Below are 16,459 nucleotides of genomic sequence, written 5' to 3'. Positions count from 1 at the left end.
AGACGGAACAGTAAATCAGCCTATTGTTTTTTAGGAAAGATCTTCAATACGGTGAAAAAATGGCAAATTCCACGGGTCATCAATACAGATAAAGCAGCGACCTATGGCCATGCTTTATCACGGTTAACGCGAGAAGGAAAATGTCCAGTAGATATTGAGCACAGGCAGATTAAGTATAAAAATAATGTCATTGAATGTGATCATGGTAAGTTAAAGCGAATCATCAGGGCCACATTAGGATTCAAATCTATGAAGACTGCTTATGCCACAATTAAAGGTATTGAAGTCATGCGTGCACTACGTAAAGGACAAGCATCGTCATTTTATTATGGTCAGCCTCAGGGTGAAGTGTGTCTAATCAACAGGGTTTTCGGTCTCTAAGCACTTTTTAAAGGGAACATCATCGACTCAAATCTCTATTTGCAACAGTGCCAAATATGGTACATTTCACGCAACTACTTTCCCAATACAAGTCTTTAAAATGAATCGTTTTATAATTTTTTTGTTTCTTACTTTTATAATTAATACAAGCTTTGCTCAAATCGTAGAAATCCCTAAATTCTCAGACTATCCCGCTCGAATTTATACAGGTCCCACTTCTGCACCAAAATTAACAACGCCATATCATAAAAATTACAAAACACGTCTAACTAACTCTTCTAAAGAAGATATTAACTTTGCTGGCGAATATGTTCTGAGTGTATGGGGATGTGGTACGAGTTGTCGTGTATATACTTTTATCAATAAAAGAACAGGTGCCATTCTTGATACACCATTTGGTGGTGAAGGCGGTGAAAATATTGTCAGCATTAGAGCAAATAGCAAGGTAATCATAACAACAGAAGAGCTCTACACAAATGACTACGATTCTCTCGGCTATATGGCATATTATTATGTATTAGAGTCAGGACGTTTTAAAAAGGTAGCCCAACTTCCAATTTCTGAAGATCTTTATCAAGAAACCCGTTATAACTACTAATATTCCAACACCTAGCTAATATTATTTTAAACTTAATCTTTAAAAGTTATAACAATAAATCAGCCCGTATTTTACAGGCTGATTTTTAGCTATTTCTTCAATAGTTTTTACCAACTTCTCAGCTCTTTCAATAAGAACCTCCTCAGCAATATAATTATTTTTACTTGAACCGTACCGGGTCAGTGTTCCACAGTTTTCATAAGATAAATAATTATAGTCGCCAATTTCAACTGAGTTCCTCTCCGGCTTTTAAATAGCGGTATACCGCTTGGCGGCTAATTCCAAATGCCTGGCCTAATGCCATTTTTGAAGGATACTGCCCTTCCTTCCATGCTTGTCGCAAAGCTTCAGCTTTATCAGGCTTCAATTTATGTACCCGGCCTTTGTACTTCCCTTGAACAGAGGCGAGTTTAATTCCTTCCTTTTGCCTTTCCAGAATGATTTCACGTTCAAATTGCGCAAAAGCACCCATCAGTTGCAGCATCAAATTATCCATCGGCGTGGATTGGGCAGTAAAAGTAATATTCTCTTTTACAAACTGGATAGCGATCCCTCTTTTGACCAGTTTATCTACTTCAGTGACCAAATCTTTTAGACTTCGTGCAAAACGATCCATGGAATGTACAATCACCCTGTCCCCTTCCCGGACATAGTTCAACATTTCTTGAAATTTCGGTCGGTCGGTATTTTTACCCGAAGCACGGTCAACAAAAATCCGGTCGACTTCAATTCCCTCAAGTTGACGCCCTGTATTTTGCTCGACCGAACTCACTCGCACATAACCTACTTTTTGGCCTTTCACTCTTTCACGCCCCAATTAGATAAAAATGAACAATTTCGTAAATTATAAATCTTAAATATCAAAGTTACATGTTATATATGGTTAAAAATCATTTAAATGTTACATAGTTTTAAGAACTTTTATATTGTTACTTTAGGGTATACTTTAAAGTTACACAAAACATCTATATGAAGACTAAAGTCCAAATTAGTGTTTATGTTGGTTCAATGTATTACATTTCGTATTTTCTATTTGTAACGTAATTTCAGTAATATTATGATTATGTTTTAGAACTTCTAAGGCCTTTTGATAGAGTTGATCTGTATTGCTATTCGGAGCAACCAAATGAGCAGTTAAATGAATATTTCTTGAGGATATAGCCCAGACTTTCAACTGATGAATCCCTTCAACGCCCTCTAGCTTCAATAAATCATTTCTTAACGACTCAATATCAATCTCATCAGGAACTCCTTCAAGCAGAATATGAATACTTTGTTTTAATAAAATCCAAGTTCGAGGTAAGACCCAGAAGCCAATTAACACAGCGATTACGGTATCAACCCACATCCACTGGGTAAAATAAATAACTATTCCTCCGATAATCACGCCTATCGATCCTAGAGCATCACTAAGAACTTCTAAATATGCACCTTTTATATTTAGACTTCCTTCAGCACTAGCAGAAAGGATTTTCATTGAAATCAAATTTATGACCAAACCAATGACCGCGACAATCATCATTCCAACACTTTGAATTTCAGCAGGATTCGTAAAACGTTGATAAGCTTCATATACAATATATATTGCTACCACAAAAAGCATCACCGCATTAAACAGAGCCGCTAAAATTTCAAATCGCTGATAGCCAAAAGTTCTTTTATCATCTGCGGCTTTTTTACCAATTTTGATAGCGGCAAGAGCAATAGCTAAAGCGGCTACATCAGTAAACATATGAGCTGCATCAGATAACAAAGCCAAACTTTGGGTAATAAAAGCAGCGACAACTTCTACTATTAAAAAAGTAGTCGTTAAACCTAAGGCAACCATTAACTTCTTACTATTTTCTTCAGTAACAACCGCATGGCTATGATCATGATGTTCTGACATAAAATATTTTCCTTATTCTATTTATGATGAGCAGAGATATTGGATAACAGCCAATATCTCTGCTGTAAATCGACTAATCTATTGGATTAAGAAACTTTCTTTTCATTTATCCAACGATAAAGCACGGGTAACAGCACCAAAGTTAGTAATGTTGAAGAGATAATCCCGCCAATCACTACGGTTGCCAGTGGCCGTTGAACCTCAGCCCCTGTTCCGGTTGCCAGCGCCATTGGTACAAAACCCAGTGAAGCCACACAAGCTGTCATCAACACTGGTCTTAAGCGCAAAATAGCCCCTTGCCACACGGCTTTATGCACTGGATATTTGTCCCTTAATTCCTTAATAAAGGTCAGCATTACCAGTCCATTGAGGACTGCAACACCAGATAAGGCAATAAAGCCAATTCCAGCTGACATCGATAATGGAATATCCCTTAGCCAAAGGAACAGCACACCACCGGTCAAGGCAAAGGGTACCCCGGTAAAGACCAATAGACTTTCTTTGACATTGTGAAAGACCGCCATCAGTAAAATAAAGATAGTGATTAAAGCCAGTGGAATCACGATTTGCATCCGTGCTTTGGCTGAAGCCAAATTTTCAAACTGACCGCCATATTCTATCCAATAACCACTTGGCAAAGTGTATGCTTTGAGCTGTGTCTGTACATCAGAAACAAAAGACCCTAAATCACGCCCTTCAACATTCGTTGTAACCACAACTCGGCGTTTACCATTTTCTCGACTGACTTGGTTGATTCCTTCAATGGTCGAGACTTGCGCGACATCCGACAATAAAATACTGCCACCATTTGGAAGCTGAATAGGTAACTGGGAAACAGATGCGACACTACGGTCTTGCTCTCCAAGACGGATAACAAAATCAAAACGACGATCGCCTTCTAAAATCTCTCCCACGCTTTGTCCACCAATACTGGTTGCCACAAGGTCTTGAATTGAACGCACACTCAAACCATATTGTGCAGCCAAAGTTTTATTTACCTCGACATTCAGTAATGGCAAACCTGAGGTCTGCTCAACTTTCACGGCACTGCTACCCGATATTTGCTGAATGATTTTGGAGATTTTAGTCGCCTCAGTATTGAGGACATTCATATCATCACCGAAGATTTTCACACCAACATCACTACGCACACCTGAGATCAATTCATTAAATCGGAGTTCAATCGGTTGTGAAAATTCACTATTATTGCCTGGAATCGTGGCTAAATACGTCACCATACGGCCACGTAATTCATCTAAACTTTCTTTAGGATTTGGCCATTCTGAACGAGGCTTTAACATGATATAGCCATCTGAAATATTGGGTGGCATGACATCTGTTGCAACCTCGGCTGTACCCGTTCTGGCAAATACTGCCTTAATTTCAGGGAAACTCTTTAAAAGAAGTTTTTCAGTATTCTCCTGAATACGTAAAGACTCTTCTAAGCCTGTACTTGGTGAACGTAACTGTTGTACCGCAAAGTCTCCTTCACTGAGCTGTGGTGCAAATTCACTGCCGAGTTTGGTACTGATAAATCCCGTAATCACTAATACACACAGTGCAAAAGTCAGCACAACTGCTTTGTATTGATACGAAATATCAAGAGTTTGCTGATATTTAGCTTTTAGCCATAACATCCAACGACTTTCTTTTTCTTGAATATCGCCTTTGACCCACAATGCCACAGCAGCAGGCACAAAGGTGATCGATAAAATAATGGCTGCAACAAGGGCGAGTACCACTGTCAATGCCATCGGATGGAACATTTTTGCTTCCACACCACTTAAAGCAAAAATCGGCAAATACACCACCAAAATAATAAGCTGACCAAAAATAAGAGGACGACGTGCTTGGCGGGCAGCCAGAAAAACTTCCTTAAAGCGTTCACTTTGTGTGAGAGGTCGTTTTAACAGTTGCTGTGTATGGGCTAAACGCCGGATACAGTTTTCGACAATCACCACAGCACCATCGACAATGATGCCGAAATCGAGTGCACCTAAACTCATCAGATTGGCACTGATATTTTTCTGTGCCATCCCGGTTAAGGTAAACAGCATAGAGAGTGGAATGACACAGGCAGTAATCAAGGCAGCACGGATATTCCCTAAAAACAGGAACAGAATGATGATGACCAGGATTGCTCCCTCTACCAAGTTTTTCTGAACGGTTTTAATCGCCTTCTCAACCAAGGTAGTACGGTCGTACACCGTTTCAATCACTACCCCTTTAGGCAAACTATTCTGAATATCTTGAAGCTTGGCATCCACAGCTTTAGAAACAGTCCGGCTATTTCCACCCATCGCCATCATGGCAATCCCTAAAACGGTTTCTTTGCCGTTATAGGTTGCCCCACCGGTTCTTAAATCATGCCCAATAGAGACTTGCGCAATATCACCAACCCGAATTGGGCTGCCATTTGGGCTACCCAGCATGGTGTTCTCAATATCAGAAAGCCCATTGAATGTACCCGGTACACGTACCGTCAATTGCTGACCATTGTCTTCAATATAACCTGCACCTCGGTTCTCATTATTTTGCGCTAAAGCCTGTTGCAGTTGTTCTAATGAGATATTCAGTTGCTGCATCCGGTTTAAATCGGGAGAGACCACATAGGTTTTTTCAAAACCACCAATACTGTTGACCTCTGCAACTCCCTTAACACGTTGCAGTTGAGGACGCACAATCCAGTCCTGAATCTCACGCAAATCCATCGGCGTGTATGCAGTTCCATCCGGCTTTTTCGCATTCGGATCTGCCTTCAGTACCCATTGATAAATCTCACCGAGACCCGTAGAAACGGGGGACATCGTCGGTGCGATTTGTGCAGGCAACTCAGATTGCGCCTCCTGTATCCGTTGGTTAATCTGCTGACGGGCCCAATAAATATCAGTCCCATCTTTAAAGACAATGGTGACTTGAGAGAGTCCATAACGGGATATGGAACGGGTAAGCTCCAGATCCGGAATGCCAGCCATGGCATTTTCAATGGGATAGGTAATCCGCTGTTCGACTTCAAGCGCAGTAAAACCCTTGGCTTGAGTATTAATCTGGACTTGGGTATTGGTAATATCGGGTACAGCATCAATCGGGAGTTTCTGATAGCTATACACCCCGACCGCAATCCAGGTACAGACAAAGAGCAACACCCAAATCGCATTTTGTATGGAAAACTGAATGATTCGTTCGAATAAACCTTCTGGTTTTGGCAGATCAGAATTAATGTTCATGGCCTGCCTCGTCTTTTTCTAATTCAGATTTCAACAAGAAACTGCCTTGAGCGATATACTTCTGCCCTTCAGTCAGCCCAGAAATCACTTCAAGCCATTGTCCATCACTTGAAGCCTGCCCCAATTGCACTTTCTGTGCTTTTAAGTGGACTTGACCTTTTTGTTCTGAATCTACGATGAAAATACTGTCTTCACCTTCAATACTTTGCAGCGCAGACTTTTGAATCCGAAGGGCTGATTTTGCTGTAGCTTCCGGAATCAACACTCTCACTAACACATTAGAACGCAACTCAGTAGCTTGCGCATCGAGTTTTGCGCGCACCACCAGACGCCCTGTTTGTACATCTGCCTGAGAGGTTAAGCTTTGTACAGTAGCTTTATAGATTTGATCTGAATCATTCACTTTAAAGTCAATTTTTTGCCCGGCTTGCAGTTGACCTGAGAATTGATTCGGCAAATTAAACTCAAGCCATAAATCTTTCAGCTGTTCAATGACAAAGAGCTGATTAGCCAGTTGCACATTTTCACCGACCACAATATCTTTTTGACTGATCACCCCAGAGATCGGTGCTTTAATCAGAAAACGCCCATTGTTATTGCCACTTGCACCTAATGCATTTAAACGTGCTTGTGAGGACTGGACAGTAATCTGCGCTTGACGGTAGGCATTTTCGGCACGCTGGTAATCCTGTTTGGCAGAAATCCCCTGTGACCAGAGTTGCTGTTCGCGCTGGTAATCTTTACGGGCCAAATCCAGATTCACCTGTGCCATACGCAGATTTGCCTGTTGGTCGATCAGTTCAGGCACGATTAGTACAGCCAGCGTTTGTCCTTTTTGCACGCTCTGTCCTAAAGCCACATTGACCTGCTCGACATGACCACTAAAATTAGGCGATATATGCGCTTGTTGATCGGTATTCACCACCAATTTACCTGGCAGGGTTGTCAGCTTTTCAACCAATCCTGTGGATGCAACAGCAACTTTTAAACCTTGTTCAACCATTTGTTGGCTGGTCAGTTGTATTTCGCCTTCTTCAGCATGTCCTTCTTCAGAACTATCTTCATCAGAATGTTCGGCATTTCCCTCATCATGACCATGCCCCTCAGATTCAGTTTTTTTTGAACTTAACCAAATAACCAGACTGACCAAGACCGTAATCAGAATCAAAATTGCAATCATGAGAGACTGGGATATTTTTCCGTTTTGCTTGGCGTTCATTTTATCGTGCTCCCCCATTGATTAAATTTTGCGATGCTTCGACTGCCTTTTTATTCAGTTGTGTATAGGCATCCGAACGGCTAATTTCTTCATAACTTGTGCCAATACTGAGTGCCTCAGCTGCGAGGGCAGTTTGCCAAGCTTGACGTAGAATTTGTAATTGACCCAATCGAAGATTCTGCAGTTGGGTGGTTGCTTGCTGAACGTCGGTAATGGACAGTTTCCCTGCCTGAAACCCTTGTAAAGTACGGCTCTGAACTTTGGTCGCCAAAGTAACTTGTGCTGTTGTGGCATCGAACTGGCTACGTAAACCTTTGAGCTGATGCATGCTGTTGGCAATATTGAGTATTTGTTGCTTCAGCTCACGCTGCTGCTGTTGGTTCAGCAATATTTGCTGTTGCTGGACCATCGGGATCGCATATTGCTGGCGGTTGAAAATATTCAGTGGAATAGCCACGCCGATTGCCAAAGTCGTATCGTTGCTTTCATTAGGGGTTTTGCTACGTTTCATGCCTACATTTAAAGTCGGATTGGGACGTGCCTGAATTCTTAAATTTTCAATTTGATGATCCGATTGCTGAATGTTCAAGGCATAGAATTTTTCTAGCCACCCTTCAGCAATATACCGTTGCACAGTTTGGAGACTTTGCTCTGGCCAAGGGATAGCGGTTTTATTCAATTGAAGATGTGAAGATGTTTCTCCCCCCCACAAATTAGACAGCTGACGACCGGCAGCTTGTTTATTCAGCATCGCTTGCTGATAAAGTCGTTGGATTTCTAGCGCTTCAATTTGGGTACGCTCAAAATCAACCAGGGCAATACTGCCTGCCTGATAGCGTTTCTGGGCACTGTCCAGATTGGCTTTACTTGTTTTTAACTGTACTGAATAAGCAGACTGCTCAACCTCAGCAAGTGCAAATTGCGACCATGCAAATTTAACAATCAGTTGGCTTTGTGCCTTCCATAATTGCTGTTGCAATTGGATTTGTTGATTCGAGGTATTGGCAATCACCCGGTTCAGCTTACGCTGACCAAATAGATCTAGAGGTTGACTAACGCCAACATTGAATTCCTGTTCTTGACCTGAGCCAAAGCCAGACTGTTCTAAACTTATACTTGGATTCTGCCATAACCGACTTTGCTGAATATTCAATTCAGATATTTGCTGAACTTGTTGCCACAGCTTGTCTTGAGTCTGGTAACTTTGTACTTTTGCTAAAGCGGATTCAAAGCTGGTAACGTTTTCAGCATAGCTATATTGCATAGCCGCTGCACATATACAAGCAACCAAGCTATGACGCAAGAGTATAATTGATTGTGAAGACATGATTTTTCCCACTTATTTAAATAATAAAAGTGGTGGGAATGTTTTAGGCTACCCCACCATGAGCGGGGAAAATTCGGGAGGTGGGCTTTGTTGAAACAGGTCAGGAGCCTGATAGCTGTTTTTCCAATGAAATTGTGGATTCACTTTAACTTCAGAGCTTGGATGAAACACATCTACTTTTTCATTTTGTACAATCAAATGCGTCATCGATGGTAGATGATCTTGATGATCTTCACCGATTTCTAAATCGCTACTGAATGTTTTTATGTTTTCTGACTGTCCATTATGATCGTGTTGACGACTATCGCTGGCACACAAGGTATTTTGGTGATGACCAAAATGATAACTCTGCTGTGATTGAGGCTGTTGTTCATGGACACAAAAGGCCGCCGCCACATTCCAAAAGCTTTGGAACATGAACAATCCAACCAAGACTGTAATCCATGTAGTAGAACGCATCATCATAACAATCGAAAAATTTGTACCAAGTATAAGGCTTAGAGCCACTCCAAGGTCAAGCTTAATAAATTAAATTAAACATTCAATGAACACTGAATAGCCGGCACTTTTGCAAATTTACCTTGTCTCTATAAGCTCACATCAATTTCAGGTAAGAATAACAATAGATAGTGAACCGTACCGGGTTTGTCGGAGACTTTTTATTTAAGTTAGGCCACCGGTAATCCTCCCATAAATAACCGAAGTTAAAAGTAGAGGTACACATAAGTTAAAATTTTATAGAATTGCTTGAGTTCAAAATCTCTAATTAGCATGTATTGAAAACATGAATATTTATCTAAAAAGAGAACTATTTAACATCATGGCTGTTATACGCAATAAAAAAACCTGGGCACCAACCCAGGTCTAAAATTTAAAAAACAGATAAATATCAGTGCAATAAACTCATTTTTCTAATTTCGCATAACGTGTATTATGTTAATTTTAGAGAAACTACTAAATTATATTGGGTTGTAAATATTTGAAATTCCGTTAAGATATTTTGGATTAAATTCTATTCCTAGATAGCATTCGTGTTGACTCATCTCTCCAAAAAACTTTGGTTTTGTTTTCTTATGGTTTTTGCCATAGGATGGAGTAGTGTGTCTGTTGCATCAGTAAAGATAATGCATATCAATATGCAAACTGAAATGAGCCAAGATCATTGTTTAGATCAAGCACAGCAAGTCACTCAACATGGTATTAATCACGAAGTACAGACGAATACCGATTGCCATAATCATTTAGCTCTTAATCAGAATATAGATCACAAAAAGTGTCAGGAATGTTCTAGCTTATCCTGCCAGACACAGATCTCATGTCTTCATTCTTTGCAAAGCTCGCTAGATCCCCTAGATACCTTCTATTCTATAGATCAGCCTAATTTTTATTACCCCAACCAATATCTAAATGGGTATTGGCAAGAAATTTCACGTCCTCCTAAAACTTAACCATTTTTTTTAAAATTTATTTATTTTTCAAAAATTAAGGTTAAGTTATGTCTCATAAAATTAGTTCGTACCTATTAGCAGGTATTTGTTTTGCATCGTCGCCTTTGGTTTTTGCCGAAGTGCGTGAATATCAGCTTGTTATTGATGAAGCAGTGGTCAGCCCAACTGGAAAGCCTGTAAAGCGCATTACCGTAAATGGTCAATTTCCTGCGCCTTTGCTTGAGTTTGAAGAGGGTGATGAAGCCATCATTCGCGTGAAAAATAATTTAAAAAACCAAGATTCTTCTATTCATTGGCACGGACTGTTGTTGCCGGGCATTATGGATGGTGTACCGGGATTTAATGGTTTTAACGGTATTAAGCCTCAAAGCGAGTATGTTTATAAATTCAAGATTCGCCAAAGCGGGACTTATTGGTATCACGCTCATTCTAAAGGACAGGAACAGGACGGCTTATATGGTTCTTTTGTGATTTATCCAAAAGGTAAAACACCATTGGCAGCACATGAAAAAGCTGAACGTGACTATGTGGTGATGTTGTCAGATTTTCATGAAAAAACCAGTGATCAAATTCAGAAAGATCTTAAAATTTCAGCTGAATATTATCAAGATCAGCGTGAAACCTTGGGTGATGTTTGGAAGCAGGTTAAACGTGATGGCATAAAAGCGACATGGTCTGACCGCAAAATGTGGAATCAGATGCGTATGCTAAAAACCGACATGTCGGATGTTACAGGTTATACCTTCCTCATTAATGGCAAAACACCTGAACAAAATTGGACAGGAATGTTTAAACCGAATGAAAAAATTCGCCTACGTTTTGTGAATGCATCTGCGATGTCTTTCTACGATGTCCGTATTCCTAACTTGAAAATGACTGTGGTCAGTGCTGATGGTCAGCCTGTAAAACCTGTTGCTGTGGATGAGTTTCGTATTGGCACAGCTGAAACTTATGATGTGATTGTGGAGCCAAAAGGCGGACATTATCAAATTGAAGCTGAGTCAATTGACCGTTCAGGCTATGCGATTGGTACACTGCACAATGAACTAAATCCTATGACACATGGCATTCATATGCCTGCACCACGTCCACGCTCACTTTTGACCATGGAAGATATGGGACATGGTGGTGGTGATCATGCAGGAATGGATCATTCGAAAATGAACCACGGCAATATGCAAGGCATGGATCACTCGAAAATGGATCATTCAAAAATGAACCATGGCGATATGCAAGGCATGGATCACTCGAAAATGGATCATTCAAAAATGAACCATGGCGATATGCAAGGCATGGATCACTCGAAAATGGATCATTCACAGCATGGCACAGCAAAACCACAAGAAAATGATCAAGTGGTTTATGGTTGGGCAAATGCATCTACACCTGCGGGCAATAAAGCCTTGCAATATAGTGATTTAAAATCTTTAGAACCGCAAAAAGATACTCGTGAAGCTAGCAGTGAATTAGTAGTGCGTTTGGGCGGTACTATGGAGCGTTATATTTGGACGATTAACGGTAAAAAATTCAGCGATGCTGAGCCATTAAAAGTGAAGTATGGCGAGCGTATCCGTATCAAATTTATTAATGACAGTATGATGGCGCACCCCATGCATTTACATGGCATGTTTATGCAGTTGGAGAATGGTCAAGAGTCGGTAGATATGCCGAATAAACACACATTGATTGTACCACCGGGTAAAACAGTCACTGCTTTATTAACTGCGGATGAGTTGGGCGAATGGGCAATCCATTGTCATTTGTTGTATCACATGAGTGCAGGAATGATGAACAAGTTGATCGTGGCAAATGTTAGCGATGAACAAGTGTCTACAACGCCAATTCAAGGTACAAATTCGACTCAAACTCACCAAGTAACTGAGCAAAAAGGAGCTGGACATGCACATCACTAATTTTGTATTTAAAGCGTTTTTTTCTGTTGCGGTATTGAGTTTAACAAGCTTAAGTTTGGCGCACGAAGGGCATCATTCAACTGCTCAGACTGATGGAAAAAATGTACCATCAATGAATCATCAAGCGATGTCTGAGATGGATCATTCACAGCATTCTCCACAAGAGCATGCACAACACATGCAGATGATGGGGAAAATGAATCATGCTGCACATTCAGCACCGATGAACCATCAACATGCAGGTCATCAGCCAATGCATCACAAATCAACAGAGAAACAGCAAGATCAAAAAGTACAGAAAGGAGATCAACATGCGCACCATTAATCTTTTTTCTAAAACTGTTTTAGCAAGCTCTTTGTTGATGGTCAGTGCAGTGAGTTTGGCACATAATGGTGAAGATCATAGTGCGCCTGAAAAAATGACAGTTGCTACATCTTCTAGTCAAAATCAGCCGATGCAAATGGATCGCTCTCAAATGAACCATAGCCAAATGAATCAGGCACAACATCAGGCAACATCTACGGTTAATCATTTACATCATGTACCAGATGCGAATGCTCAGCAGAGTTCGCATTATGATCATCGCTCAGAACACGGTGCGCAAATTTATGCGATTACGACAGTGGACAATAAGTGGCTTGTCAATGAAGATGGCACAGGTGATTTAAAGTCAGAGTTTGAAACCCGTATTGGCACAGATGAAAATAAGCTTTTTATTAAAATTCATGCCGATAAAGAAGAATCGCATGATGCACATTATGATGCCAAACTTTTATATAGCCGTATGATTTCAGACTTTTGGGATGCACAGATTGGTGCACGTTATCGTAGTGAAAAAGTTGAACTCAATGATCATCGCAAAGACACCGAAGAAAATGTTGATGCGGTGATTGGCTTACATGGTATGGCGCCATATTTCTTTGAAACTGATGCTTATCTCTATGCGGGAGAAGACAATTATGCGGGCTTTAGCCTAGAAACGGAACGTGATTTTCTGATTACGCAAAAGTTGATTATTCAACCTTATTTAGAGTTGGATGCTATCTTTAGTGATGACTCTAAATATGCGAAAAAAACTGGTTTAAGCAGTGCAACCGCAGGGTTTGAAACTCGCTATGAAATCAGTAAAAAGATCATGCCTTATATCGACATTGCCTATGAGTATTCAAAAGGTAATGATGAAACGTCGTGGCAAATAGAATCAAACTCTGAGAAAGGTTGGTTATATGGAGCTGGTGTTAGATTTAGATTTTAATTAATTTAATGATTACTAAATAGCTTTATTTAAATAAAACTCTAGCTTAATGTGGCCGGAAGCAAAATGTTAACTTATTTTGCTTCCTTCCATTTAACATAATGGCTGTTATGCGAAGTCGACTTGTAATGCAATTTGCATTACAATATTCCTAGTACATTAAATACTTGGGAAATATGATGGCTACTGTTAACTTCAGGATCGATGAAGCCCTTAAAGAAAAATCTTATTCAATCCTTAAAGAGCAAGGTATTGCACCTACTGATTTCTTCACTAGTATTCTTGAGTATGTTGCTACGACTGGGAAACTGCCTGTCAAAAAAGCTTTGCTTTCGGAAGAAGATGAAGAATTATTAGCTCTTGTCCGTAAGCGCATTAATGATCCTAAAGAGATGTTTGAGGAAGTCACATTAGATGACTTATAAGCTTTTACGTCACAAGGACTTTACAGCAGAATGGGAAAACTCCCTGTTGCTATACGAGATCAATTTAAAAAGAAACTAGCCAAAGTCATAGAGCAGCCACATATTCCAAAGAATATGCTTAGAGGCGATCTTGCAGGTTGCTATAAAATCAAATTATTAAAAGCTGGTGTCCGACTTGTCTATCAAGTTAAAGATGATCAGGTAGTTATCCTGCTCATTACCGTCGGAAAACGAGCTGATAGCATAGTTTATGACGAAGCGAAAAAGCGAATTAAAGACTAAAAATGGGAGCTTAAAGCTCCCATTTTTGGCTTCGTATAAGGTGTATTATGTTAATTTTAGGAAAGGCTCTAGACTAGCAGAATGATTATGTTAGTCTAGAGCATATAATTAACATTATTGAAGTATTTTACATGGCAATTTTTCGACATTCTTCTGCACACTGACGGCAAGCCTCAGCACATTTTTTACAATGATCATGTGAATGTTTTTCACACTCTTCCGCACAATATTCACAGATCTTAGCACAAAGCTCACAAATCTCTTTGAGGAAAGGTGAGTTATGTTGTTGCATACGCACACATAACTGACAAATATCTGCACATTCTAGACAACGTTGAATACATTCACGCATCATCTCTAAATCTTTTTCTTTTAAACAAGAAGTTGCACATTCAGTACAAATAAGTGAACAGTTTGTACATGCAGAAATACACTTTGAAAATTCCGTATTAATCATTTTTTACTCTCAACTTATATAATCAAAGAAATAATTAAAACATAATTTTTTTCTACTAATTATTTTAAATTATTAGTAAATGTAATACATAATGTTAATTTATATGAATAATGTTAATTTTAACTAAATCTTATTTATATTCCAAATTATTAAAAAACAGTTTTTAATTAGGATAGATGATCAAGTATCAAAAGCAGCTATTCTTAAAATAACTGCAATAATTTTATCACTTTAAAAATAGATTTTCCCTCTATTTAACATAATGGCGGTTATACGAAGTACACTTGTATATTAATATAAATATCAATCACTTGAAAATTTAGCCATGACTAAGAAAAAGCAAAAAATCGGCTTTTGTAATAAGTTGGTGAGTTTTTAAGCAGATCTGTAATATTTTGCCAGTAAATTTGATTAAAAAACGATCAATTTGGCAATCAGTGCCCATTTCATCGGCTTTCAGGATCCGAAACTATCCCCAATGGCTGTGGATAAAATTTAGGCTATTTTGTACGCCCTGGCGCACAACAATCTCGGCTCTTTGCGGCTACCAGGAACAGTGGAATTTTCCTATGATGAACTCATCAGGAACAGGAAGTTCCAAACAACAAGAATAAGAAAGATCGCACCAGGAGCGTGAGGTAAGACAGGAGTCATACCTAGCAACCCAATATGAGAAACCCCGGCAGGATGCTGGGGTTTTTTATTGTCTGCATTTAAGGTCTAATCAGTCTTAGCCAATTCATTTTGGTTGATAAGTTTAATCAGCGCATTTTGAACAAACTCATCAAGTTCAATCCCTTTTTCTTTTATGATGGTTTCTATCTTTGCTAGCGTTTCACTTTCTAATTCGAACTCGATTTCTGCTGATGTTTCCATGAGTAAATCATAGTTATTTTCGACTATCTTTTTAAAGGTTTCTTCTAGATCTTTTGTTGATGGAATATTGAAAGATAAGCGTAATGAGCTATTGATAATTTCAATATGGGTATACCCTAAATATTCAGTACTTTTTCCCACAAATCCTAAGTGCTTCATAAAAAACCTTAAATAAATATAGTAGAGAGCTGTCTAAATTAAGCCAGACTCTCTTTTACAAATTTTGGATCAACAATAAATAATCGAATAAGGGATGTTGCTGCTCCTGATGGTCTTCTCGCACCTTGTTCCCATGATTCAAGAGTACGTCTTGATACGCCAAGAATCTTAGCAAACTGATCTTGTGTTAGTTGAGCCTTTCTACGAGCTAACGCTACATCTGTCTCAGTGATTACGGTTCTTTTCGCTGCATTACTAGTAAGCATATCGTCGATGCCTTGTAATATTTCAGCTTCAATATCCCTAGTTGCTTCAAAAGCCTCAAGTTCTTTTTCAGTCATTAAACGAGTCATTTAGTTTCTCCACTAATGCTTGAAGAGTCTTCTTACTAAGCTGTACAGTTTGCTTTTTACTGTACAAGGTTAATAACCAAATCTCTCCATTTGCTAAACGATTAAAGTAGATGACTCTGACACCACCACTTTTACCTCTACCACCGCTAGTCCATCTAATCTTACGAATACCACCTGCATTAGGCTCTACATCTCCTGCTTCAGGATTTAATGCTAAGAATGTTTTGAATTCCTCATATTCTTCCTGAGTCCAATAAACAAGACAGTATTTAGTAAATAATGGAGTCTCACATATTGTATACATTGATTGCATTCATACTACCTTGTAGTAGTTTATTTTATACTACTTTGTGGTATTTTTAAATGATAATTCTTAGTTCTCAGGATTAAATGCCTATTTAAGTGATGTGCTGAAAAGGTTGCCGACACATAAAGTGACTCAGATTGAAGAATTGCTACCACACCGCTGGAAACCTGAACCGAATTAAAAAATAGGCATGGGGTTCAGCGGACGCTTACGTTCTGTTATTCACCAATTAAAATGTCTATGCGATAAACCATTTAAAATGTCCTGTTTTTAACTGCAAGAGTCAAGAACAGGATTTAAATTTCTTTGTTCATTGCTAGCTTTCTGAGCTTTACGACTCGGC

General features: G+C 39.3%; 15 protein-coding genes and 3 pseudogenes. 8 read left to right on the top strand and 10 right to left on the bottom strand.

What is annotated here, in order from left to right:
* Together FTV14_RS14925 and FTV14_RS14920 are read left to right on the top strand one after the other, a co-directional pair.
* Nucleotides 1–381: pseudogene (locus FTV14_RS14925) on the top strand (IS6-like element IS1008 family transposase); the annotation flags it as partial.
* Nucleotides 382–481: 100 nt separating this feature from the next.
* Entirely contained in the window at nt 482–979 is a 498-nt protein-coding gene (locus FTV14_RS14920) for a hypothetical protein (RefSeq protein WP_180009768.1), read from the top strand.
* 226 nt (nt 980–1,205) lie between these two features.
* Here the strand turns inward: FTV14_RS14920 and FTV14_RS14915 are convergent, their stop codons facing one another.
* The 6 genes from FTV14_RS14915 to FTV14_RS14890 all read right to left on the bottom strand — a co-directional run bounded on the left by FTV14_RS14915 (nt 1,206) and on the right by FTV14_RS14890 (nt 9,099).
* Nucleotides 1,206–1,781 (bottom strand): recombinase family protein, encoded by a 576-nt coding sequence (locus tag FTV14_RS14915; protein ID WP_075316580.1) that lies wholly within the window; start codon nt 1,779–1,781, stop codon nt 1,206–1,208.
* A 186-nt stretch (nt 1,782–1,967) separates the two neighbouring features.
* Nucleotides 1,968–2,867 carry a cation diffusion facilitator family transporter gene (locus FTV14_RS14910; RefSeq protein ID WP_005028603.1) on the bottom strand — a complete coding sequence of 300 codons (900 nt, stop codon included), beginning with the start codon at nt 2,865–2,867 and terminating at the stop codon, nt 1,968–1,970.
* 86 nt (nt 2,868–2,953) lie between these two features.
* A complete protein-coding gene (locus FTV14_RS14905) occupies nt 2,954–6,094 on the bottom strand; it encodes an efflux RND transporter permease subunit (protein ID WP_179994455.1) in 3,141 nt (1,046 codons plus the stop codon).
* Entirely contained in the window at nt 6,084–7,313 is a 1,230-nt protein-coding gene (locus FTV14_RS14900; protein WP_016658777.1) for an efflux RND transporter periplasmic adaptor subunit, read from the bottom strand. The genes FTV14_RS14905 and FTV14_RS14900 overlap by 11 nt, the downstream gene beginning before the upstream one ends.
* A gap of 1 nt (nt 7,314) precedes the next feature.
* Nucleotides 7,315–8,640 (bottom strand): TolC family protein, encoded by a 1,326-nt coding sequence (locus FTV14_RS14895; protein ID WP_035269736.1) that lies wholly within the window; start codon nt 8,638–8,640, stop codon nt 7,315–7,317.
* 48 nt (nt 8,641–8,688) lie between these two features.
* A complete protein-coding gene (locus FTV14_RS14890) occupies nt 8,689–9,099 on the bottom strand; it encodes a cation efflux protein, CzcI-like (protein WP_197704863.1) in 411 nt (136 codons plus the stop codon).
* 1,036 nt (nt 9,100–10,135) lie between these two features.
* Between FTV14_RS14890 and FTV14_RS14885 the strand changes: the two genes are divergently transcribed.
* The 5 genes and pseudogenes from FTV14_RS14885 (at nt 10,136) to FTV14_RS14865 (ending at nt 13,964) form a co-directional block, all read left to right on the top strand.
* The gene (locus FTV14_RS14885; protein WP_104988058.1) at nt 10,136–12,001 is read left to right on the top strand and encodes a copper resistance system multicopper oxidase; all 1,866 of its coding nucleotides are present in this window, start codon (nt 10,136–10,138) and stop codon (nt 11,999–12,001) included.
* Nucleotides 11,988–12,326: a hypothetical protein gene (locus FTV14_RS14880; RefSeq protein WP_004897649.1), complete on the top strand. Its 339-nt coding sequence runs from the start codon at nt 11,988–11,990 to the stop codon at nt 12,324–12,326. The genes FTV14_RS14885 and FTV14_RS14880 overlap by 14 nt, the downstream gene beginning before the upstream one ends.
* Nucleotides 12,313–13,257 carry a copper resistance protein B gene (locus FTV14_RS14875; RefSeq protein WP_154320112.1) on the top strand — a complete coding sequence of 315 codons (945 nt, stop codon included), beginning with the start codon at nt 12,313–12,315 and terminating at the stop codon, nt 13,255–13,257. Before FTV14_RS14880 ends, FTV14_RS14875 begins: the two co-directional genes overlap by 14 nt.
* Before the next feature lie 179 nt (nt 13,258–13,436).
* A complete protein-coding gene (locus tag FTV14_RS14870; protein ID WP_000246755.1) occupies nt 13,437–13,682 on the top strand; it encodes a type II toxin-antitoxin system RelB/DinJ family antitoxin in 246 nt (81 codons plus the stop codon).
* Nucleotides 13,672–13,964: pseudogene (locus FTV14_RS14865) on the top strand (type II toxin-antitoxin system RelE/ParE family toxin). Before FTV14_RS14870 ends, FTV14_RS14865 begins: the two are co-directional and overlap by 11 nt.
* A gap of 127 nt (nt 13,965–14,091) precedes the next feature.
* Here the strand turns inward: FTV14_RS14865 and FTV14_RS14860 are convergent.
* The 4 genes from FTV14_RS14860 to FTV14_RS14845 form a co-directional block, all read right to left on the bottom strand.
* On the bottom strand, nt 14,092–14,421 hold the full coding sequence (locus FTV14_RS14860; RefSeq protein WP_016658833.1) for a four-helix bundle copper-binding protein: 330 nt from the start codon (nt 14,419–14,421) through the stop codon (nt 14,092–14,094).
* A 720-nt stretch (nt 14,422–15,141) separates the two neighbouring features.
* Entirely contained in the window at nt 15,142–15,456 is a 315-nt protein-coding gene (locus FTV14_RS14855) for a hypothetical protein (protein WP_104505826.1), read from the bottom strand.
* Nucleotides 15,457–15,494: 38 nt separating this feature from the next.
* Entirely contained in the window at nt 15,495–15,809 is a 315-nt protein-coding gene (locus FTV14_RS14850) for a DNA-binding transcriptional regulator (protein WP_104505827.1), read from the bottom strand.
* A complete protein-coding gene (locus FTV14_RS14845) occupies nt 15,790–16,113 on the bottom strand; it encodes a transcriptional regulator (RefSeq protein ID WP_104505828.1) in 324 nt (107 codons plus the stop codon). The genes FTV14_RS14850 and FTV14_RS14845 overlap by 20 nt, the downstream gene beginning before the upstream one ends.
* 88 nt (nt 16,114–16,201) lie before the next feature.
* Between FTV14_RS14845 and FTV14_RS14840 the strand changes: the two are divergent.
* A pseudogene (locus FTV14_RS14840) lies at nt 16,202–16,297 on the top strand (transposase domain-containing protein); the annotation flags it as partial.
* Nucleotides 16,298–16,459 lie beyond the last annotated feature (162 nt).

Source organism: Acinetobacter sp. YH12236 (genome assembly GCF_013417645.1).
Lineage (GTDB): Bacteria > Pseudomonadota > Gammaproteobacteria > Pseudomonadales > Moraxellaceae > Acinetobacter.
This window is presented reverse-complemented; position numbering and strand designations above follow the sequence as displayed.